The sequence below is a fragment of the Streptomyces sp. NPDC127177 genome, assembly GCF_042672475.1.
Lineage (GTDB): Bacteria > Actinomycetota > Actinomycetes > Streptomycetales > Streptomycetaceae > Streptomyces.
Genome location: NZ_JBHXUW010000057.1, coordinates 12,610 through 34,227, shown reverse-complemented (window position 1 = coordinate 34,227; position 21,618 = coordinate 12,610). Strand labels below are relative to the sequence as shown.

Genomic DNA, 21,618 nt, shown 5'->3' with positions numbered 1-21,618 from the left:
TCCTTCTCGTCGCCGCTCCGCCCCGGGCCCGTCAGGAACCCTGGGGCCGGCGAGCGCTGTCGGTGTCGAGCCCGGGGCCCTTGGCCAGGAAGTCCGACCACTCGATCGGGACGAGCGCCGGCGTCACCTTCTCGTACCCGAGCCGGATCTGCGCCTCGCCGGGTCCGGGCCGGCCGGACCGCCCGTTCGCCGCGTCACCGGTGCCGGTTCCGGAGCTGCCCGCACCACTGCCGCCGTTCGCCTGAACCGCGTACCGCAGTCCGGTGTCGGTCACCAGGAAGAGTGATCCGTCCGCTCCGGTCCGCCGGCCCCGGATCTGGGTGTAGAGCAGGCCGCTCCCCGGGGTGACGTAGGTGCTCGTGCCGCCGGCTCCGACGGAGGCGGGGTACGAGGTGCCCGCCCAGGTGCTCAGCGTCGTACGGCCGTTGTCGTCCGTCGAGCGCAGCACGCTGCACACGGTGTCGCGGCCGGAGCCCCCGGTGTCGGTGGTGCCGATCCGGTCGGCACGGTGCGCCGGCCAGTGCGCGGCCTGGCCGACGAAGGGTTCACGGTCGGGCACGAAGTCCTGCAGCCCGACGGCACGCGCCTCGCCGTCCAGATCGAGGGCGGCGGTCTGCGGGGAGTTGATCAGCAGCCAGGCGGTGAACTCGGAGACCGGCAGGGCCCTCCCACGCAGGACCACGTAGTACGCGGTGCCCTCGCCGTTCCTGGTCCGCAGCACGGTGCCGATCCGGTTCTCCTGCTCGGAGAGCCGGCCTTCGACGTGCGCCGGGGCACCGACATCGCCGGGGATCCGGGGGAAGGCGATCGGGCTGCCGTCGTGCAGGGTGGCCAGCCAGTCGTCGGTGACGGGCTGCGGCCGGGCGCCGCCGACGAGGGCGCCGGTCAGATGGCCGAGGTCGGCGGCGCTCTCGTCGATGCGGTACTTGGTGCCGCGCGCGTCGACGAGGTAGCGGGTCCGGTCCTGTCCCCTGACGTAGAGCACCTGACCGCCGGTGAGCCTGTTCGCGCCGTCCATCAGCCCGCTGTCCCGCTCCGCGAGGACGAAGGCGGCCTTCTGCACGGTGTTGCCCTTGCCGCCCGGCTGTACGCACACGGCCCAGCGCTTGGCGGTGCCCGCGTCCCCGGCCTCGGGCAACCGGTCGGGGGCGTACGGGATGCCGAGCACCGGTCCGCGCGGCGGCTTCCCCGCGTCCAGGATGTCGTCGTCGACCTGCACGACGCCGTAGTCCCGGGGGGTGAGCAGCAGCCTGGCGGATGCGAGGTTCAGCACCGGGTGCAGCAGCGTCTTCCGGTCCTTGCCCCGGCCGGTGTGGAGCACGACGTAGCGGGTGGTCGAGTCCTTGCCGACGATGACGTGGGTGCCGGGCCGGTCCCAGCCCACGGGTGCCGCCGGGCTGAACATGCCGACGGCGCCGAAGCCCGCGAGGATCAGGGCGCCGGCGACCACGCTCGGCAGGACGGCGCGCAGCGGGCGCGGGGCGCCCTCGTCCGAGCCGGTGGGCGAGGGCCGGAGGAAAGCAGCCACCATGCGCCTCTTCGCGAACGTGTACGCGTTGAGCTCGTCCCGCCGCGATGCCATGAGTCCGTCCGTCTCCCGTGCTCTCCCCGCAGGCCGTCATGAGCGGCCGCACCCGACGCCCCGCACCGGGCCGCTGCCCGCCGGACCGGCCCCCTACTATGCCTGTCGCCGGTGGGGTCCCGCGGGCCGGGTAGGGTGATCCAGCCGCCGGAACGGTCGGCGGAAGAGGCGTGGCACGGGCCGAGTTGGGGCCCGGACTGACAGGGGGGCGCCGCGATGACGGCTTCCGCGACACGGACACCTCCGCCCGTGGACGCACCACCGCCCGGAGCCCCCGGACCCGGCGTTCCGGCCCGCGCTCCGGGGCCCGGCGGGGCGGGTGCGCGGCCGGGCGGACCGGGCGGAGCGTTCGAATCGTTCCGACTGCAACAGCTCGTGCTGTTGGAGATCGCCGCCGCGCTGCTGCTGTGCGCCTGGGTCGTCGATCCCCTGTTGCTGGCCCCGGCCGCGGTGGTGGCCACGGCACTCGTACTGCTCGCCGTCGTGCGCAGGCGCCGCCGTTCGCTCCCCGCGTGGCTGCGCACGGTCCTCGCGCTGCGTGCCCGTACCCGCAGGGCCGCGTCCACCGTGCCGCCCGCGGGAACTGATCCGGGTCTCGCACCGGCGGTGGAGTGTGAACCGGGCCTGCGCACCTGCTCGTTCAGTGACCGCGACCGGCGGCCGGTCGGGATGATCGGCGACGGTACGTATCTGACGGCCGTGCTCCGGATCGAGTCGGACGCCACCGCGCTGCGGCCGGACCGCTCCGCGCGGCCGCTGCCCCTCCCGCTCGTCAGGGACGCCATGGACGTCGACGGCATCCGGCTGGAGTCGGCGCAGATCGTGCAGCACACCCAGCCCGCTCCCGCGCCGCACCTGCCGGAGCAGTCCGTCGCGGCACGCAACTACGCGCCCCTCCAGGCGCAGACGGGCACCCCCGCGGTCCGCATCACCTGGATCGCGCTCAAGCTCGACCCGGAGCTCTGCCCGGACGCCGTGCGGGCGCGGGGCGGCGGTCTCACCGGCGCGCAGAGGTGCCTGGTGCGCACGGCCGACCAGCTCGCCGGCAGGCTGACGGGGGCGGGGCTCGGCGCGACCGTGCTGACGGAACAGGAGCTGCACTCGGCGATCGCCACCTCCGCCTGCGCCAGTCCTTCGGCCACCGAGCGGGCCGGCCGGTCCGGTCCGGCCGCCCGCCGCACCCGGGAGACCTCGCGCACTTGGCGTTGCGACGACCGTTGGCACACCACCTACTGGGTGCGCCGCTGGCCGCGGCTGGGGGCCGGCGGTGCATCGCTGCCGCAGCTCGTCGCACTGCTCACGTCGGTCCCGGCGCTGGCCACGACGTTCAGCCTCACGCTGGGGCACGGCGACCGGCAGGGGACCCTGATCACCGGCCACGTCCGGATCACCGGTCGCAGCGACGGGGAACTGCTGGCCGCCCGCCATGAGTTGGAGCGGACCGCACGCGGGGTGCGGATGTCGCTGGTGCGGCTCGACCGCGAACAGCTGCCCGGCGCGCTCGCCACGCTTCCGCTCGGGGGTACCCGCTGATGTCCGTCATCGCGCGTCGTCCTGGCCGGTTCGGCTTCGGACCCGCCGGTCCGCGCCGGGCCCGGCACACCGTCGGGCCCGAACAACTCGCCTCACTGGCACTGCCCGTCGGCGACGACGGCGTGGTGATCGGTGTGGACGGCGAGGGGCGCCCGGCGGTGATCGGCATCAACCGGCCCACTGCGTACGACGTCACACTGATCGGCGGACTGTGGACGGCCCAGGTGCTCGCGTTGCGGGCGGCCGCCACCGGTGCCCGGATCGTGGTCGAGACGGGGCGGGCCCGGTCCTGGACGAACCTGGCGCAGGCCGCGGGCGGCGGTCAGCCGTGCATCTCGCTGCACGAGGTGGGCCGGGTGCCCGCGCAGGGTGCCACCGCGGGTTCGCCGGTCGTCGTGGTGCGGGACTGCGGCATAGGGCCTCCGCGTGGACGGGTGTCGTCCGGGCCGTGGCAGTCGGTGGTGACGCTGCTGCCGTATCTGAGCCCGACCGCACCGGGGTTGATGGAGAAATCGTCACTGGTCGGAATTCAACGGGTATCTCCCGACGAAGCCGCACAGGTCGGACAGCTCATGCGTCTGCCCGCCGGGGACACCCGGGCCCTGTCGACCCTGACGGACGGGGTCACCCTCTGGTGCACGCGGCGGGACCGGCGGTTCGCGATGACCCGGGCGACCGATGCCGAATCGGGCCTGTTGGGCAGCGCACGCCGGATGGACTGACACCACCGCGGGACGTGTGCGAATTGTTCAGGTTTCCTTGCGCAGATGTGCCCGTTTGACCGCTTTCCCCTTCACTCTCTGCCGTAGTCAGTTCACTTGGGGGCAGTACGTGACGTACGGGACAGCGCTCGCGGTGCCGTACGGCCTGCCGTGCCGAGCCCGATGGCGATTAGGGTGGGTCCGGACGCGGCAGAAGACCTGCGGGCATGCGATGCGCGTACCAGGGGGAGAGCCGGGCGGTTCGCACCCACCCACCACGGCACAAGGGTGCTCGACCACACCAGGAGGCAAAGTGAACGGCGATCGGGACGAGATGCGCGGGGACTGGGAGAAGCCCGTCGACGAATCGTCCGACGCGGAGCCCGCCGAGATGACGGGTGAGTTCACCATCGACTACACCCCGCCCGCCTGGTACACGCAGAACGCGTCGGGCGACTCCTCGGGCGGCGCGGGGTCGCATCTGGCACCGCCCCCGCCGCCCAACGGAGCACCGCTGCCCATGCCCGGGCTGCCGGCCGACGGCGGTTTCGAGCCCAGCTGGGCCCCGGCGCCGCCCGCCCCGGCCCCGGCTCCCCCGGTGACGCCGGTCCACACGGGCTCCTCCTACCCGACGCCGGAGGCGGCGGATGCGGGCGGTGCGGCCGATCCGTTCGGGAGCGGCGATGTGGAGAGCGGCGCGACCATGCGGTTCTCGTCCGCCGCGCTGAAGCGGGAGATCGCCGAGCGCGAGGCTGCCGCGGCGAGCGGTGAGGGCAGCGGGGCCGGTGACGCGCAGAGCGCGGCGCCGGGCTCCGACGGAGCCGCTGACGACGCGGCGGACGTGGAGGCCGCCGACGCCGGCACGGACTCGGATGCGGACGGCGAGCGGGACGGGGCCGGCGAGGCCCACGACGCCGGTCCGGCACTGTCGGATTGGACCCCTGCCCACGCGGTCCCGGCCGACGCGGTCCCCGCCGATTCCGTTCCGTCGTCCGACTCCGCGTCCGCGGCAGCCGGCGACGCCTTCCCCGGTGACTCCTCGACGGACGAGGTCCCCGCCGACGCGGCGAGCGGCGCCGACTCCGACGACGACAGCGCCCCGCAGGACGACGAGCCCGCCGACTCCGTCCCCTCGGACGCCGTGCCGGACGCGGCGCCGCCCGCCGACGCACCGCAGGACGCGGCTCCGGCCCCCTGGACGCCGGGCCCGCCGCAGGGCGGACTGCCGCCGCTGCCGCCCGCCTTCCAGCCCGCGGCGCCGCAGCCCTCCGCACCGCAGCCGGTCTCGCAGTGGCCGGGACGGCCCCAGCCCCCGGCGAACGAGACGCCGAGCGGCTACGGATTCCCGCAGACCCCTCCCGCACCGCAGACGCCTCAGACGCCGCCGCCCCCGGCGCCGCAGAGCGCTCAGCCGCCCGCGTTCCCGCAGCAGCCCGACCAGCCGGCAGCGCCCGCACCCGCGCCGCAGGCGGGCTACGGCTTCCCGCAACAGCCCCCGGCTCCGCAGCAGGCCCTGCCCGGAGCCCCGCTCCCGGCGCAGCTCCCGCAGCAGCCCGCCCCCGAGGCGCCGCAGGCATCCCAGCCCCAGCCGCCGCAGACACCACAGGCACCGCAGTGGCCCGCGCAGCAGCAGGGCGCCGCGCTGCCGCCGGCCGCGCCTCAGCCGCCGCAGCAGTACCAGCAGCCACAGAGCGGTTACGGATTCCCCCAGGGCCCCCCGCCGCCGGCCCAGGGCACCCCGAACCTGCCCGCGCAGGTCACCCCCCAGCAGCAAGGACAGCCGCAGCAGCAGCTCCCGCCGCAGGGGGCGCCCGTCGACCCCCGTACCGGAGCCGCGTGGCCCACTCCGGTCACCCACGACCAGCGCGAGCGTTCGGTGCCGGGTGCCCCACTGGGTTACACGGCCGCCGTCGAGCTCTCGTCCGACCGGCTGGTCCGCGGCAAGCAGAAGGCCAAGAGCAGCCGTACGCCGTCCGGCGCCTCCCGTTTCAAGCTGGGCGGCAAGAAGGAGGAGGCCGAGCGGCAGCGCAAGCTGGAGCTGATCCGCACCCCGGTGCTCTCCTGCTACCGGATCGCGGTGATCAGCCTCAAGGGCGGCGTGGGCAAGACCACGACGACCACCGCGCTCGGCTCCACGCTGGCCACCGAACGGCAGGACAAGATCCTCGCCATCGACGCCAACCCGGACGCCGGCACGCTGGGCCGCCGGGTCCGGCGGGAAACCGGCGCGACCATCCGGGACCTGGTGCACGCGATCCCGCACCTCAACTCGTACATGGACATCCGGCGGTTCACCTCGCAGGCGCCCTCCGGTCTGGAGATCATCGCCAACGACGTGGACCCGGCCGTCTCCACCACGTTCAACGACGAGGACTACCGGCGCGCGATCGAGGTGCTGGGCAAGCAGTACCCCATCATCCTCACCGACTCCGGCACCGGTCTCCTCTACAGCGCGATGCGCGGTGTACTGGACCTCGCCGACCAGCTGATCATCATCTCCACCCCGTCGGTCGACGGTGCGTCAAGTGCCTCCACCACGCTGGACTGGCTGTCCGCGCACGGCTACGCCGACCTGGTGCAGCGGTCCCTCACGGTCATCTCCGGGGTCCGCGAGACCGGCAAGATGATCAAGGTCGACGACATCGTGCAGCACTTCGAGACGCGCTGCCGCGGCGTGGTCGTCGTCCCGTTCGACGAGCACCTGTCGGCCGGTGCCGAGGTGGATCTCGACATGATGCGCCCGAAGACCCGGGACGCGTACTTCCACCTCTCCGCCCTCGTCGCCGAGGACTTCGCGCGAGCCCAGCAGCAGCAGGGGCTGTGGACGTCGAACGGTGGCAACCAGCCGCCGCAGTACGCCCCGCCGATGCCGGGACAGCAGGTGCCGGGACAGCAGGTGCCGGGACAGCAGCCGTACGCACCCCAGCAGCCCCAGCAGCCGGGTCGGCCGTACCCGCCCCAGCAGCCGTACGGCGGTCAGCAGGGGCAGCAGCCCTATCCCCCGCAGCCGGGCCCCGGCGCCGGGCAGGGCTGGCAGCAGCAGCCCCCGCAGGCGCAGCAGCACCCCAACCCGGCCGGCCCGCCCTCGCCGCAGCAGCACGGCGGACAGCCAGGTCAGCCGGGTCAGCCGGGACAACCTGGGCAGCCGGCACATCCCGAACTGCAGGGCCCCGTCCCGCCCGCGGGGTGGCAGCAGCAGCCGCCGCCAGCGCCTCAGCAGTAAGGCGGCAGAGGTCTAAACCAATGAGGGTCCGCATCGTCTTCACGATGCGGGCCCTCTGGGCATTCCCGCAGCCCACACGCCGTTTCGATGACCGTTGACGCGGCTCGACCACCGCTGATAAACCTTCGCTTCACCAGCTGGCGATCCACAGATCAACCCGCCTTCTCCGTGCGAGTCATGACGCGAGGTCCCTGACCATGGTCGAAAGAGTTCCACCACACGCCGCCCAGCCACGCTCACGTCTGCGTTTGCTCCTGGCCGCCGGTGCCGCCGCCCTCGGGCTCGCAGCCGCGTCCGTCGTGCCGGGGGTCCCTCTCGGGGCCGCCGCGCCCCAGCAGGCACAGGCCGCAGACAGCGGCAAGACGACACTGACCGTCGCGGTCGCGCAGAGCGTCGACTCCCTGAGCCCGTTCCTCGCCCAGAAGCTGCTGAGCACCAGCGTCTCCCGGCTCATGTACGACTTCCTGACGAACTACGACGTCAAGGACAACCACGCGATCCCGGGCCTCGCCACCGAGTGGAAGGCGTCCGCGGACAAGCTGACGTGGACGTACACCATCCGGTCCAACTCCAAGTGGTCCGACGGTCAGCAGGCCACCGCCGAGGACGCGGCGTGGACGTTCAACAAGATCATGACCGACGAGGGCGCCGCCCAGTCCAACGGCAGCTTCGTCACCAACTTCAAGAAGGTCACGGCTCCCAGCCCCACGAAGCTGGTCATCGAGCTCAAGGAGCCGCAGGCCACCATGGCCGCGCTCGACGTCCCGATCGTCCCGAAGCACGTCTGGGAGAAGGTCGGTGACTTCTCGAAGTTCAACAACGACACGAAGTTCCCGATCGTGGGCAACGGTCCCTTCATCCTGACCGACTACAAGGTCGACCAGTACGTGAAGCTGAAGGCCAACAAGGACTTCTGGCGCGGTTCGCCCAAGTTCGACGAGGTCGTCTTCAAGACCTACAAGGACCAGGACGCCGCGGTCGCCGCCCTCCGCAAGGGTGAGGTCAGCTTCGTCGCCGGTTCGCCGTCGCTGACCCCCGCCCAGGCCGCCTCGCTCAAGGGCGAGAAGAACGTCAAGGTCAACGACGGCCCCGGCCGCCGCTTCTTCGCCCTGGCCACCAACCCGGGCGCGCAGACCAAGGACGGCAAGAAGTTCGGCAACGGCAACAAGGCGCTTCAGGACCAGAAGGTCCGTCAGGCGCTCTTCCTGTCCATCGACCGCAAGACCATCATCGACAAGGTCTTCCAGGGCGACGCCGTCGAGGGGCAGGGCTACATCCCGCCGCGCTTCTCCACGTACTTCTGGCAGCCGTCCGCCGGTCAGAAGCTGGGCTACGACCCCGGCAAGGCGGCCCAGCTCCTGGACCAGGCGGGCTACAAGCTCAAGGGTGACCAGCGCGTCGGCAAGGACGGCAAGCCGCTCGACCTGCGCATCCTCTGCCACGCCACGGACCCGAACGACAAGGCGATCGGCAAGTACCTCAAGGAGTGGTGGGGCAAGCTCGGCATCGGCCTCAAGGTCGACTGCCTCGACGACGTCTCCGTGCCCTGGTTCGCCGGTGAGTACGACCTGGCCTTCGACGGCTGGTCCGTCAACCCGGACCCGGACTTCGTCCTCGGCATCCACACCTGCGCCGCCCTTCCGGTCAAGGCCAAGGAAAGCGCCTCCACGGACGACTTCATCTGCGACAAGACGTACGACGAGCTGTACAAGAAGCAGCTCGCCGAGTACGACCCGGCCAAGCGGGCGGACATCGTCAAGCAGATGCAGTCCTGGCTGTACGACTCCGGGTACATGAACGTCATCGCGTACCCGAACGCGGTCGAGGCGTACCGCACCGACCAGATCAAGTCGATCTCGACCATGCCCGAGGCGGCCGGGAACATCTACGGCCAGGACGGCTACTGGAGCTGGTGGTCGGCCGTACCGGCGGGCAGCGGCGACGGCACGGACAGCGACAGCGGCTCGGGTTCCACCGGGGTCGTCATCGGCATCGTGGTCGTCGTCGTGGTCCTGGCAGGTGGCGGATTCCTCCTCATGAGGCGGCGTCGTACCACCGCGGACGACCGCGAGTAGTAGTTCCATGGACCGTGGGCCATCTCCGCGGACGGGAACGAGAGGGAGCGGCCGGCGGGGCCCGAGCGGTACGGCCCCGCCGGCCGGCCCCTCCGGGACCGCCCCCGATGGCCGGCCGGTCTAAGCGCAGCACGAGTAACGAGAGTTCCCCATGACAGCTGACAGCACTCCGGCGCTCGTGAAACAGACGGATGCGGATACGGACGGTCCGGCCCCCGCCGGTCCGTCGGCCGCCCGCGGCCCACGGGCGCGCAACACCAAGGCCTATCTCACCTATGTGGCCGCCAAGATCGCCGGCGCGGCCGTCTCGCTGTTCGCCGTTCTGGTCACCAGCTTCTTCCTCTTCCGGCTCATTCCCAGCGACCCGGTGAAGCAGATGACGGGCGGCCGTCGCGTCTCCGCCGAACAGCTCGATTCACTGCGTCACCAGTTCGGCCTCGACCAGCCGATGTGGAAGCAGTTCACCTCCTACGTGGGGGACGCGCTCACCGGCGACTTCGGTACCTCGTACCAGTTCCACGCCCCGGTGATGGACAAGATCATCGAGGCGCTGCCGGCGACACTGCTGCTCACGGGCACGGCGTACGTCCTCTACAGCGCGCTCGGCATCTGGCTGGGCACCCGTACCGCCTGGCGCAACGGCTCCGCGAGCGACCGGTTCAACACCGCGCTCGCGCTCACCCTCTACTCGGTGCCGGCGTTCTGGCTCGGCCTGCTCCTGATCATCGTCTTCTCGGTGGGCATCGGACCGATCCCGGGGATGTTCCCGACCGGCGGTCTGGAGTCCGGCAACGAGACCGGCTTCGCCTACGTCCTCGATGTCGCGCACCACATGGTGCTCCCGGTGATCACGCTGGTCGCGGTCGGCTACGCGCAGACGCTCCTGGTGATGCGCTCCTCGCTGCTCGACGAGATGGGCAGCGACTATCTGACGACGGCCCGCGCGAAGGGGCTCCGCGACGACGCGGTACGCCGCAAGCACGCCGTGCCCAACGCGATGCTGCCGACCTTCACGCTGATGTTCGTCAACCTGGGCCATGTGGTCGCCGGACAGATCCTGGTCGAGACCGTGTTCTCCTGGCCCGGCCTGGGCGGCCTCTTCTACCAGGGACTCAGCGTCCCCGACCTGCCACTCGTCCAAGGGCTGTTCTTCGTCTTCGCCACCGCGGTGATCCTGGCGAACACCCTGGCCGACGTGCTGTATCCGCTGCTCGATCCCCGGGTGGGCCGATGACGACCGAATCCATGCCCGCATCCACGCCCGAGGCCGAGAAGCCCACGCCGGAAGGGTCCGGCACCACCGCTGCCAAGAGTCCGCGCGCACTGGCGCGGGCCCGCAAGCGCCGCTCGATGGCCCGTTTCTGGCGCGAGTACCGCAAGCACCCGGGCGGCCTGTGGGGCCTCGCCGGGCTCATCCTGATCGGACTGACCGCCCTGTTCGCCCCGGCACTGGTCGGCGGCGACTCGCAGAGCGTCACATCCGCCCCGGGCGGTGCGCTGGAGTCGCCGAGCGGCGAGTTCCCGCTCGGCACCGACCAGTTCGGGCGCAGCGTCCTCGCCCTGCTGGTGTGGGGCGCGCGCGTCTCGCTGACCGTGGGTCTGCTCGCGGCCTTCCTCTGCGTCGCCATCGGAACGGTCGTCGGCATCCTCGCCGGACACTTCCGCGGCTGGTACTCGACGGTCCTGATGCGGGTCACCGACTGGTTCCTGGTGATGCCGACGCTGGTCCTGGCGATCGCCCTCGCCACGGTGATGGACCGCTCCCTGTGGACGGTCATCATCGCGATCGGCGTCACCACCTGGCCGACGACAGCCCGGCTGGTGCGGGCGCAGACGCTCGCCGTGGAGTCCCGCCCCTACATCGAGCGGGCCCGCGCGCTGGGCGGCGGACACGGCCACATCATGAGCCGGCACGTCCTGCCGAACGTGATGCCGCTGGTGCTCGCCCAGACCACGCTGGTGATCTCCAGCGCGATCCTCACCGAAGCGACCCTGGCCTTCCTCGGCCTCGGCGACCCGACCATCACCTCCTGGGGCGGCATGCTCCAGGACGCCCGGGAGGCCGGTGCGGTGAGCTCCGGCGACTGGTGGTACCTGGCGCCGCCCGGAATCGCCATCGCCCTGGTGGCGCTGGCGTTCACGCTCTGCGGCCGCGCCATCGAGTCCGTCCTCAATCCCAAGCTGGGGGTGGCCCGTTGAGCACGACGAGCATCCGCAAGACGCCTCTTCTCCAGGTACGCGATCTCACGGTGACGTACCCCGGCGGGGCCCGTGCGGTCCGCGGGGTGAACCTGGAGGTCGACGCGGGCCAGAAACTCGGCATCGCCGGGGAGTCGGGCTGCGGGAAGTCGACGCTGGCGCTGGCGCTGCTGCGCCTCCTGCCTGCCGGCACGAAGGTCTCCGGTGAGATCCTGCTGAACGGCGAGGACGTCCTCACCATGAAGTGGGGCCAGGTCAGGGCCGTGCGCTGGGCCGGTGCCTCGATCGTCTTCCAGGGCGCGATGCACTCCCTCAACGCGGTGCACCGCATCGGGGACCAGATCGCCGAACCGATCGTGCTGCACAGCAAGGCCTCCCAGACCGCCGCCCGGAAGCGGGCCGGCGAGCTGCTGGAGCAGGTGGGCCTGCCCGCCGCCCGGGTGGACGCCTATCCGCACGAACTCTCCGGCGGACAGCGGCAGCGCGTGATGATCGCGATGGCGCTCGCCTGCGATCCGGGGCTGATCATCGCCGACGAGCCGACGACGGCCCTCGATGTGATGATCCAGGCCCAGATCCTGCGCCTGATCGAGCAGTTGGTCTCCGAACAGGGCCTCGGTCTGATCATGATCAGCCATGACCTGGCGGTGCTCTCGGACACCTGCGACCGGCTCGCGGTGATGTACGCGGGACGGGTCGTCGAGCAGGGGCCCGCCTCCGAGGTCTACGAGAGCGCCACCCACCCGTACAGCAAGGCCCTGTCGGGCGCCTTCCCGCGCATCGGGGACCCGGCCTCCCGGTTCGCGCCGCGCGGTCTGCCGGGCGATCCGCCGGACCCGTCGGCGCTGCCGGCCGGCTGCACGTTCCATCCGCGCTGTCCGGTGGCCCTGGACTCCTGCACCACGCAGGACCAGGTACTGCGGGACGCCGGGCCCGGACGGCAGGCCGCCTGTGTGCTGGTGGGTCCGGCCGGGGCCGCGGACCCGGCCCTGCCGGGCGCCGAGGAAGCAAGGAGCACATCATGACCACGACCACGGACCTGCTCAGCGCGCAGGAGCTTCAGGTCACCTTCCCCGGCCGGCACGGAGCCGAACCGGCGCGCGCCGTCGACGGGGTCGACCTGGACATCAGGCCGGGCGAGATCGTCGCGCTGGTCGGCGAGTCCGGCTGCGGCAAGACGACGCTGGCCCGTTCGCTGCTGGGCCTGGTCCCGCCGACCTCAGGTCAGGTCACCTTCGGCGGCAAGCCGCTCGACTACGGGAGCCGTGCGCTGAAGGCGTACCGCAAGCGGGTCCAGCTGGTGCTCCAGGACCCCAGCGGTTCGCTGAACCCCCGGCACACGGTGTACGACGCGGTGGCCGAGGGCCTGCGGATCCACCGGTACGGCGGCGACGAGCGGGAGGCGGTGACGAACGCCCTCTCCCGGGCGGGGCTGCGGCCCCCGGAGCGGTTCTTCCTGCGCTACCCGCACGAGCTGTCGGGCGGTCAGCGCCAACGTGTCGTGATCGCGGGCGCACTGGTCCTGGAACCGGAACTCATCGTGGCCGACGAGCCGGTCGCCTCGCTGGACGCCTCGGTGCGCGGCGAGATCCTGGCGCTGCTGCTGCGGCTGAGGGACGAACTGGGCCTGTCCGCGCTGGTGGTCACGCACGACCTGGGTCTGGCGTGGAACATCGCGGACCGGGTGGCTGTGATGTACCTCGGCCGGATCGTGGAGACCGGTGACGTCGAGCAGATCCTGACGGCTCCCCGGCACCCTTACACCCAGGCGCTGTTGTCGGTGCTGCCGGAGGCGGAGGGCGATCCGGTGGTGCTGACCGGTGAACCGCCGGACCCGTCCAAAATCCCGTCCGGCTGCCGCTTCCACGCGCGCTGCCAGGTGCTGGCCTCGGGCGAGGCGGAGCGTGCGGGTGTCGCGGACGCCTGCCGCACGAAGGATCTGCCGGTGCTGGCCGGGGGCGGCGAGACGCAGGTGGCGTGCCACTGGGCCAACGCGGCGGTGCAGGCACCGGCCTAGGGCCTTTCATCACGGTGGCGGCAGCGGTGCCGGTCGGTCCGGGGCCCGGACCCGCCCGCTGCCGCTGCCGCTGCCGCTGTTAATGGTGGATCGTGCCGGTCAGTTCGGCGAGCGGACGTCCCGTACCGCCCCAGCGGTGCTGGATGATCTCGGCGGCGATCGAGACCGCCGTCTCCTCCGGTGTACGGGCGCCGAGGTCGAGACCGACGGGTGAGGCGAGCCGCGCCAGATCGGATTCGGCCACCCCTTCCTCCCGCAGTCGTGCCAGCCGGTCGAGATGGGTGCGCCGGCTCCCCATCACACCGATGTAGGCGGCCGGGGTGCGCAACGCGGCGACCAGGAGCGGGACGTCGAACTTCGGATCGTGCGTCAGAACGCAGAGGACCGTGCGCCCGTCGACGTCCGTGTCCGACAGGTAGGTGTGCGGCCAGGCGCAGACGACCTCGTCGGCGGTGGGAAACCGTTCGCGGGTCGCGAAGGCCGGACGGGCGTCGCACACGGTGACCCGGTATCCGAGGAAGGACCCGATGCGCGCGGTGGCGGCCGCGTGGTCGATGGCGCCGAAGACGAGCATGCGGGGCGGTGGCGCGTACGTCTGGACGAAGACGGGGACGTCCTGCATCCGGCGCTGTCCGCGTTCCCCGTACCACTGCCTGCCGGTCGCCCCCTGCGCGAGCAGACCGCGGGCGTCGTCAGTGACGGCCGCGTCGAGCCCTTCGTTGCCGAGCGATCCCCGCGCCCCGCCGGAGCGGACCACCAGCCGGGCACCGGCCGCCGCGGCGCCCGGCAGGACGGTGGCCACGGCGACGGGTTCACCGCACGCGATCGAGTCCGTGACCCCGGTGAGCCAGGCCCGGTCGTCCGCCGAGACGAACGGCGCGACCAGGACGTCGATCGTGCCGCCACAGGTCAGTCCGACGCCGAACGCCTCGTCGTCGCTGATCCCGTACGACTGGAGCTGCGGGGTACCGGAGGCCAGCACCTCGCCGGCCACCTCGTACACCGCGCCCTCGACACAGCCGCCCGACACGCTCCCCGCCACCGTCCCGTCCGCGGTCACCGCCATCATGGCGCCGGGGGCCCGCGGGGCACTGCCACGGACGGAGACGACGGTCGCCAGGGCGAAGGACGTGCCGGCCTCGTGCCAGGCACGCAGTTCGGCGAGCAGTTCACGCACGGTACGGACCTCCTCGGGCCCGGCTGAGGCGGCCGGGCGCGGCCCACCCTAAGGCCTGTCCCGTGGTCCCCTGCGGATCAGCGCGCGGCGTCGGACGCGGGGGCTCCGGTCGGCCGCAGGGGCAGGTCAGCCCTGGTCGTACGCGGAGATCAGCTCGCTGCACCGCTTCACATCGGCGGCCATCGCCACGAGCAGCTCGTCGATCGAGTCGAACTTCAGCATGCCCCGTACGTAGGCGAGGAAGTCCACAGCGACGTGCATGCCGTACAGATCGAGGCCTACGCGGTCGATGGCGTACGCCTCCACCGTCCGCTCGGTGCCGTCGAACTGCGGGTTGGTGCCGACGGAGATCGCGGCGGGCATCGCCTCACCGTTCACGTTCAGCCAGCCCGCGTACACACCGTCGGCGGGGATGGCGGTATGGGGCAGCGTCTCCACGTTCGCCGTGGGGAAGCCGAGTTCCCGGCCGCGCTGCGCGCCACGGACGACGACGCCCTCGACGCTGTGCGGGCGGCCCAGGATCTCGGCGGCGCCGACCACATCGCCCTCGGCGACGAGACGGCGGGTGAGGGTGGAGGAGAACGGCTCGCCGCCGCCGGCCTCGCCGCGCACCCGCAGATCGATGACCTCTACGCGGTAGTCGTGCGCGGCGCCCAACTCGGTGAGCAGTTGCACGTTGCCCGCGGCCTTGTGGCCGAAGCGGAAGTTGGGGCCCTCGATGACGAGCTGCGCGTGCAGCTTGTCGACGAGCACCTTCACGATGAAGTCGGCCGGGGCGAGCTTCGAGAACTCCGTGGTGAACGGCAGGATCAGCAGCGCGTCCACGCCGAGCTCCGCCATCAGTTCGGCACGGCGGTGGTGCGGCGCGAGGAGCGGCGGGTGGCTGCCGGGCCGGACGACCTCACTGGGGTGCGGGTCGAAGGTCACGACGACCGAGGGCACGCCCAGCTCGCGGGCCCGCTCGACGGCCCGGCCGATGATCAGCTGGTGTCCGCGGTGCACCCCGTCGTAGGAGCCGATGGTGACGACGCTGCGTCCCCAGTCCTGGGGGATGTCCTCCAAGCCACGCCAGCGCTGCACTCTGACCGCTCCTCGCCCGAACCTGTGTACGTGGGTTTGTCTCTTACGCAGGTCTAAGACTGCCATGCTCACGCTTTGCGGCCTGCATCGGCATGGGCATCGGGGCTCCTGGGGGTGTCTCGTCGTCCGCCGCCGCGGGCCCGGCGGTGAGCGACGGAACACCACCGATGGCCTCTACCGTCCGCCGCGCACTGGGGCCGACGACGGCCGCCCACTCCTGCGGGGCGTCCGCCAGCCACCCGGTGACGAGGGCGGCGAATCCGGGCACCTCACGGGCGAGTTCGACCAGCCGGCGGTCGAACCGTGCGGCGCCTTCGGGGGTACGGACGAGCAGCATCCCGGTGCGGTGGACCAGGGCCCTGGTGCGGGCCCCGCCGCGGCCGGCGCTGCCCGCCGCGGCGGCCCGCAGCAGCGCGTCCAGCACGACCGGTTCCCGGCGGGCGCCGTCCTGCTCGAACTCCAGCAGGACCTCCAGCAGCTCGTCCCGCAGCGGCTGCGAGGCCGGGCTGCCGGGTGAGGCCAGCACCCCGGCGAGCGAACCGCGCACCGGAGCGGTCGCCGGGCGGTCCCGGAGCAGCCCGGTCAGCAGCGGAAGCAGCAGGGCTCGGGCGGCGGGGCCGTGCTCCAGCCTGCGGTCGAGGTACGCCGCCGCGTGCACGGTGTCCTCGGGGTGGCTGTCGACGTACGCCCGTACGAGCCCGGCGGCGTGCAGGGCGAGCGCGGGGGCATCGATCCCGGCGAGCGCGCGCAGCACCTCGCCCGCGCCGTCCCCGGAGTGCACGAGACGGTCGCGGTACGCGCTCAGCACCTGCGCGGGGTGTGTGGGCAGCGCGACGGCGAGTGCGGCCGGTGAGACCCTGGGTGCCCCGTCCGTGGCGAAGGCCCGGAGCGCCTGCGGCAGATAGCGGTCCCTGGTGTGCGGGTCGGCCACGAGCCGGGCGAGCGCCACCCCGTGCAGATCGGTGTCGCCGGGACGGGACAGCAGGGCGAGGAACGTGCGGCGCAACAGGTCCCGGTCGGTGTCGCGGGTGAGGTGGGGTGCGAGGACCGCTCCGTAGGCGGCGGCCGCGATCCGGCGGGCGCGGCGGTCCTCGTCGCGCGACCAGCGTTCGACGGCCCGGCAGAGCGCCGAGGGTTCGTCCTCGGCCAGTGCGGCGAGCAGTTCCTCGGCCCGTGGGTGGTCGGTCGAGACGAGGGCGTCGATGAGATCGTCGACGGCCAGGTCGCGCCGGGCGTGGAGGAGCGCCTGCGCGGCCGCCGCGACGGTCGGGCGGATCGCCGCCCCCTCCTCGGCGGCGAGCGGTCGCTCGTCGGTGAACCAGGCGCACAGGAGCGGCTGGACGGTACGCGGATGGGCGGCGAGGCGCCGGGCCACGGCGTCCAGGAACCGCCCGCCATCGTTGTCGCCATCGCCGGGAGGCGGTCCGTCGGCGGGGACGAGCCGCCGGAACAGATCCATCCGGTCCGCCTCGGGCAACCGCAACCGCCGCCAGAACCACGGCCCGAACTCGGCGTACACCCCCTGCGCCCCTCCCCCGCCCGCCTCGGCCGAACTCCGGACGACCCGCCCGGTGAGCAGCCTGAGCACCCCGAGATGCGGCCGGGCGTCGGGCACCCGCAGCAACGTCTCGGAAAGCAGATGCGCGGCCCACCACCGCGCGTCCGTGGGCGGGCGGCCACTGTCACCGCCGGGCGCGGGTGCTACGGCAGAGCCGGGCGCGGGGGCTGAGGCGGAGCCGGGCGCGGGGGCTGCGGCAGAGCCGAAGGCGGCCTTGTTGGTGGTGGGGGCCATGGTCTTGCCGGCGGCGCCCATGGCAGCCCTGCTGACGGCAGGGGCGGCGCCCGGGGGCAAGGCAGCTCCGGAAGCCGGTGCGGAGGGGCCTGGAGCGGTAGTGGTGCCGACAGCCCGCGCCGGTCCGGTGACCGGTCCGGTGACCGGTCCGGTGGCCGCACCGGTGACCGGTCCGGTGGCCGGGGGCATGCCGGAGCCGGAGCCGGCCTCGCGCGCAGCCGCGCCCGCCGGACTGTGCTCCGGCGGCGCGCCCGGCCCACCGGCCCGGTCCGCCGCGTCGTCCCGCCCGGCCGACAGCCGGTCCAGCGCCTCGATCAGGTCGGCCAGCCGGTGCGCCAGCGCGTCCGGGCCCTGACGGCGGCCCAGGAGCAGCAGCGCCTGGATCACCGGCCCGATCCGATGGCGCGGCACCGGCAGGATGCGCGGCTCCACGTCCTCGGCGTCGGCGCCGGGCGGAGGAGCGGAAGCACGCGTGCCGCCGGAGGAGGAAACTGTGCCCGCCCCGGAGGCGGAGCCCGCCGCGGAAGTATGGCCCAACGCACGAACAGCACCCGACCCGGAAGCACCCCCCAACGCAGGAACAGCACCCGACCCGGAGGCACCCCCCAACGCCGCGCCCGACCCGGGAACAGGGGGCCACGTGCTCCCCGACGCCTGAGCACGCGTGCCGCCCGACGCCGTACCAGAAGCCCACCTGCCGCCCGGCACTCCTCCCGAGCCCGCCCGGCGCGGATGCGGGACCCTTCCGGCGCCCTCCTCCCCCGCATCGGCTGCGTGCCAGCGGTGCACCAGCGAGCGCAGTGCCGCGTCCAGGTCCAGGTGCGCGCCCTGGATCCAGTCCCCCAACTCCTCGTGCGCGAAGCGGTAGCCCGCTCCCGCCGGGGCCAACAGCCCCTCGGTGAGCACCGCCGAGGCCCAGCCCGTGCGCCACGGGAAGATCTCCTCGAACGCGGCCCGGTCCAGCTCCCCCTGGCCCGGTCCCAGACAGCGCCGGGCCGCCTCGTGGACCTGCCCCGCCACCTGAGCGGCCAGCCGGCGCACGGCCGTGCCCCCGGGGGCCGGGCGGCGCTCGGCGGCGATCCGGACCGCGATGCGCAGACACATCAGGTCCAGGTGGGCGCCGAAGACCTCCTCCGTGCCGGGGCGCCCCGGTGTGTCCGGCGGCAGGGCCTTGCGCACCTCCGCCAGCAGCCGCAGGGTGAGCGGGTGCCGGTCGTGGCCGGGGGCCAGTGCGTCGGGCGGGAGCGCGTACCGTTCCCGGGCCTCTTCGGCCTGGCCCACCGTGAGGTCGTCGATGCGCAGGGCGGACGGCAGCCGCCGGGCCGGCCGGGCCGGGCGGTGCAGTGCGTCGGGCGGACAGAGTGCGCCGGCGGTCTCCCAGTGCTCCGGCCGGCAGGCGACGACGAGCCGCGCCCCGTTCTCCCGCAGCCAGCCGACCGTGCCCGTGCTCCACCGGGCCAGCCGGTGCGCCAGGACGGGCGGCATCTCCTCGGGGCCGTCCAGCAGGAGGAGCAGCGGGCCGCCGGATTCCGCTGCCAGCCGTGCCACCCGCTCCGGGGTGGCGGCCGTCATGTCGCCGGTGGCTCCCGCGGCACTGACGATGCGTCCGGCCTGCCGGAGGGTGCGGGCGATCGCGTCGGCGACGGAGGCGTCGTCGGCCAGCAGGTCGGCTCCCCGCAGCCACAGGGTGAGCGCGGGCACCGGGCCGCGGGCGCGGCGGGCGGCGAGCGCGGAGAGTTCGGTGGTGCGGCCGGTGCCCGGTTCCCCGACGAGACCGAGGACCACGGCCGGCTCCCCGTCGGCGGCCGACGGGCGGGCGGCGGCGAACGCGCTGAACTCCGCGCTGGCTTCAGGCCGTTCCACCGGATCGGGCCAGGCGCTCGGTCCGCCCGCCGAACCGACCGACATCGCCGTCAGCTGGAGGGCTCCGGCCAGGTTGAGATCGCTGCCGTAGCCGGGCACGCTCATCGCGTTGCGCCGCACCAGGGCCTCCAGCGGCCCTCGGTCGCCCGTCCCGGCCAGCGGCACCGCGCATCCGGCGGCGGAGTGTCCGGCGGCCCGCAGGGCGGTGCCGAGAACCGCGATGACCGCGCCGCTGTCCGGGTCGAGCACCGGCCCGCCCACCGCCGCGCCGCCGAGCCGCAGCGCGTCACGGCCGTCCGTTCCGAGGGCCAGTTCCAGCGCCCGGTCGATCCGGTGGGTGGTGCCGCCCGCGGTGTACGTGACCCGGGCCGGGCCGAGGATCCGTGCCTCGCGCCAGCCGTGCGCGGCGATCGTCACGTACGTACCGGCCCCGGCCGGCTCACGCAGCACGATCGGCAGCGGCTGGACACCCAGCACGTCCGGTCCCCCGGTGGGCACGAGTGCGAGATCCAGTTCGGGCAGCGAGGTGATGTCAGCGGACTCGACGCGGCAACTGCGTCCGTCCGTTCCGTGCAGGACGAGGTGCGTGACCCCGTCGACAGCCTCGTGGCTCGTCACGACCGTGCCCCGGTCGTCCGCGACGAATCCGGTCCCCCGCGGCCTCCCGGCCGGATCGCACAGTCGTACCAGCGTCGCCCGGTCCCCGCATCCCATGATCCGACGTTAGGTCCATGGTGATCGGCACGAGGCATTCGGAGTAAAAGAGCCCCCGTACGCACCCCTGATTCACTCCGAGCGCCTGCCCATTGGGGTGAATCAGGGGCGTTCGGTGGACAGGAACGGAGCGGGGGACCGTGGAGCGGGCACAGAGGCCCTGCCCGCTCCACGGTGTGCGGGCGGTCGGCGTTCAGCCGAAGACGGCGAGGCTCTTGGCCTTGCCCTTCTGCTCCTCGACGAGGACCAGGAACGCCCCGTCGGGGCCGAAGACCGCGACGGGCCCCGGCGGGTACGCCGGCATGTCGAGGCGCACGCCGTTCTGCAGCAGCTTGGCCCGCTTCTCGTCGACGTCCCAGCGCGGGAACGCCGATGAGGCGGCCTCGGCCACCGGCATCACGGTCAGCTCTTCCTGGTGCTGGTCGAGCGTCCGCGCGGCGTCGATCCCGTACGGTCCGACGCGGGTACGCCGCAGAGCGGTCAGATGACCGCCCACGCCGAGCCCGGCGCCGAGATCGCGGGCGATCGCCCGGATGTACGTACCGGAGGAGCAGACCACCGAGACGACCAGGTCGACGACCGGGGTGCCGTCCTCGGCGACGGCCTCGCGGACGTCGTAGACCCTGAAGGACGAGATGGTCACCGGCCGGGCCGGGATCTCGAACTCCTCGCCGCCGCGCACCCGCGCGTACGACCGCTTGCCGTCGATCTTGATGGCGCTGACCTTGGACGGCACCTGCATGATCGCACCGGTCAGTTCGGCGACACCCGCGTCGATGCCCTCACGCGTCACGGCGGAGGCGTCGGTGGACGAGGTGATCTCGCCCTCCGCGTCGTCCGTGACGGTGTTCTGGCCGAGCCGGATCGTACCGAGGTACTCCTTCTCGGTCAGCGCGAGATGGCCGAGGAGCTTGGTGGCCTTCTCGACGCCGAGCACGAGCACGCCCGTCGCCATCGGGTCCAGCGTGCCGGCGTGGCCGACGCGCCGGGTCCGGGCGATGCCGCGCATCTTGGCGACGACGTCGTGCGAAGTGAAACCGGAGGGCTTGTCGACAATGACCAGACCGCTCTCCCGTCGCCCGCCGCCGCCCTTGCCCGGGGCCGCCGCGCTCCCGCTCCCCTCCTCCGGTGCACTGTTCTGCGCTGTCATTCGGAGGCGGTGTCCTCGTCGGTCTCGTCCTCCGGCTTGCGGTACGGGTCGGCGTCGCCGGCGTACGTGGCGCCCGAAGACGCCTCGCGCACCTTGGCGTCCGAGGCCCGTGCCCGGTCGAGGAGGTCCTCGATCGCCTTGGCGTTCTCGGGCAGCGCGTCCGCCATGAAGGCGAGCGTGGGGGTGAACTTCGTCCCCGCCGCCGCACCGACCGCCGAGCGCAGGATTCCCTTCGCGCTCTCCAGGCCGGCCGCCGCGCTCGCCCGGTCCTCGTCGTCGCCGTAGACCGTGTAGAAGACCGTGGCCTCCCGCAGGTCGCCGGTGACGCGGGTGTCCGTGATGGTCACGTGCGTACCCAGGCGCGGGTCCTTGATTCCGCGCTGCAGTTTCTCGGCGACCACCTCCTGGATGAGGTCCGCCAGCTTCTTAGCCCGCGCGTTGTCGGCCACTGGTCCGTCTCCTTCTCGCTTTGGACCCGGCCGGGAACCGGGGGCGGCGTCGCCCACCCCCCG

Annotated in this window: 14 protein-coding genes; 8 read left to right on the top strand and 6 right to left on the bottom strand. The window is 72.9% G+C overall.

All coding sequences use genetic code 11. The features are described 5' to 3' along the window. Window positions 1-31: 31 nt before the first annotated feature. Window positions 32-1,582 (bottom strand): type VII secretion protein EccB, encoded by a 1,551-nt coding sequence (gene eccB, locus ACFVJX_RS28720; protein ID WP_384132508.1) that lies wholly within the window; start codon window positions 1,580-1,582, stop codon window positions 32-34. 216 nt (window positions 1,583-1,798) lie between these two features. Between eccB and eccE the strand changes: the two genes are divergently transcribed. From eccE to ACFVJX_RS28680, 8 genes are all read left to right on the top strand, one after another. After that, window positions 1,799-3,115, top strand: coding sequence for a type VII secretion protein EccE (gene eccE, locus ACFVJX_RS28715; protein ID WP_384132505.1), 1,317 nt, complete (start codon window positions 1,799-1,801; stop codon window positions 3,113-3,115). After that, window positions 3,115-3,837, top strand: a complete 723-nt coding sequence (locus ACFVJX_RS28710) for a hypothetical protein (protein WP_384132502.1) — start codon at window positions 3,115-3,117, stop codon at window positions 3,835-3,837. Before eccE ends, ACFVJX_RS28710 begins: the two co-directional genes overlap by 1 nt. Window positions 3,838-4,129: 292 nt before the next feature. Then, window positions 4,130-7,039: an SCO5717 family growth-regulating ATPase gene (locus tag ACFVJX_RS28705; RefSeq protein ID WP_384132499.1), complete on the top strand. Its 2,910-nt coding sequence runs from the start codon at window positions 4,130-4,132 to the stop codon at window positions 7,037-7,039. A 197-nt stretch (window positions 7,040-7,236) separates the two neighbouring features. Further along, a complete protein-coding gene (locus tag ACFVJX_RS28700) occupies window positions 7,237-9,114 on the top strand; it encodes an ABC transporter substrate-binding protein (RefSeq protein WP_384132496.1) in 1,878 nt (625 codons plus the stop codon). A 151-nt stretch (window positions 9,115-9,265) separates the two neighbouring features. Further along, window positions 9,266-10,348 (top strand): ABC transporter permease, encoded by a 1,083-nt coding sequence (locus ACFVJX_RS28695; RefSeq protein WP_384132493.1) that lies wholly within the window; start codon window positions 9,266-9,268, stop codon window positions 10,346-10,348. Beyond that, a complete protein-coding gene (locus tag ACFVJX_RS28690; RefSeq protein WP_384132490.1) occupies window positions 10,345-11,313 on the top strand; it encodes an ABC transporter permease in 969 nt (322 codons plus the stop codon). Before ACFVJX_RS28695 ends, ACFVJX_RS28690 begins: the two co-directional genes overlap by 4 nt. Then, window positions 11,310-12,338, top strand: a complete 1,029-nt coding sequence (locus ACFVJX_RS28685) for an ABC transporter ATP-binding protein (RefSeq protein ID WP_384132487.1) — start codon at window positions 11,310-11,312, stop codon at window positions 12,336-12,338. Before ACFVJX_RS28690 ends, ACFVJX_RS28685 begins: the two co-directional genes overlap by 4 nt. After that, window positions 12,335-13,330: an ABC transporter ATP-binding protein gene (locus ACFVJX_RS28680; protein ID WP_384132485.1), complete on the top strand. Its 996-nt coding sequence runs from the start codon at window positions 12,335-12,337 to the stop codon at window positions 13,328-13,330. Before ACFVJX_RS28685 ends, ACFVJX_RS28680 begins: the two co-directional genes overlap by 4 nt. A gap of 79 nt (window positions 13,331-13,409) precedes the next feature. Here the strand turns inward: ACFVJX_RS28680 and ACFVJX_RS28675 are convergent, their stop codons facing one another. The 5 genes from ACFVJX_RS28675 to rbfA form a co-directional block, all read right to left on the bottom strand. Continuing rightward, window positions 13,410-14,507 (bottom strand): XdhC family protein, encoded by a 1,098-nt coding sequence (locus ACFVJX_RS28675; protein ID WP_384132482.1) that lies wholly within the window; start codon window positions 14,505-14,507, stop codon window positions 13,410-13,412. A gap of 126 nt (window positions 14,508-14,633) precedes the next feature. Further along, window positions 14,634-15,587, bottom strand: a complete 954-nt coding sequence (locus ACFVJX_RS28670; RefSeq protein WP_384132479.1) for a bifunctional riboflavin kinase/FAD synthetase — start codon at window positions 15,585-15,587, stop codon at window positions 14,634-14,636. A 43-nt stretch (window positions 15,588-15,630) separates the two neighbouring features. Beyond that, window positions 15,631-19,956: a trypsin-like peptidase domain-containing protein gene (locus tag ACFVJX_RS28665; RefSeq protein ID WP_384132476.1), complete on the bottom strand. Its 4,326-nt coding sequence runs from the start codon at window positions 19,954-19,956 to the stop codon at window positions 15,631-15,633. 193 nt (window positions 19,957-20,149) lie between these two features. Further along, window positions 20,150-21,106 carry a tRNA pseudouridine(55) synthase TruB gene (gene truB, locus ACFVJX_RS28660; RefSeq protein ID WP_384132473.1) on the bottom strand — a complete coding sequence of 319 codons (957 nt, stop codon included), beginning with the start codon at window positions 21,104-21,106 and terminating at the stop codon, window positions 20,150-20,152. Beyond that, a complete protein-coding gene (gene rbfA, locus ACFVJX_RS28655) occupies window positions 21,103-21,555 on the bottom strand; it encodes a 30S ribosome-binding factor RbfA (protein ID WP_123462623.1) in 453 nt (150 codons plus the stop codon). The genes truB and rbfA overlap by 4 nt, the downstream gene beginning before the upstream one ends. Window positions 21,556-21,618 lie beyond the last annotated feature (63 nt).

Bases quoted from the DNA above. Each gene is read 5' to 3' on its own strand.
- ACFVJX_RS28710 (WP_384132502.1), top strand. From the start codon at position 3,115: ATGTCCGTCATCGCGCGTCGTCCTGGCCGGTTCGGCTTCGGACCCGCC.
- ACFVJX_RS28700 (WP_384132496.1), top strand. From the start codon at position 7,237: ATGGTCGAAAGAGTTCCACCACACGCCGCCCAGCCACGCTCACGTCTG.
- ACFVJX_RS28690 (WP_384132490.1), top strand. From the start codon at position 10,345: ATGACGACCGAATCCATGCCCGCATCCACGCCCGAGGCCGAGAAGCCC.
- ACFVJX_RS28665 (WP_384132476.1), bottom strand. From the start codon at position 19,956: ATGGGATGCGGGGACCGGGCGACGCTGGTACGACTGTGCGATCCGGCC.
- eccE (WP_384132505.1), top strand. From the start codon at position 1,799: ATGACGGCTTCCGCGACACGGACACCTCCGCCCGTGGACGCACCACCG.
- ACFVJX_RS28680 (WP_384132485.1), top strand. From the start codon at position 12,335: ATGACCACGACCACGGACCTGCTCAGCGCGCAGGAGCTTCAGGTCACC.
- truB (WP_384132473.1), bottom strand. From the start codon at position 21,106: ATGACAGCGCAGAACAGTGCACCGGAGGAGGGGAGCGGGAGCGCGGCG.
- eccB (WP_384132508.1), bottom strand. From the start codon at position 1,582: ATGGCATCGCGGCGGGACGAGCTCAACGCGTACACGTTCGCGAAGAGG.
- ACFVJX_RS28695 (WP_384132493.1), top strand. From the start codon at position 9,266: ATGACAGCTGACAGCACTCCGGCGCTCGTGAAACAGACGGATGCGGAT.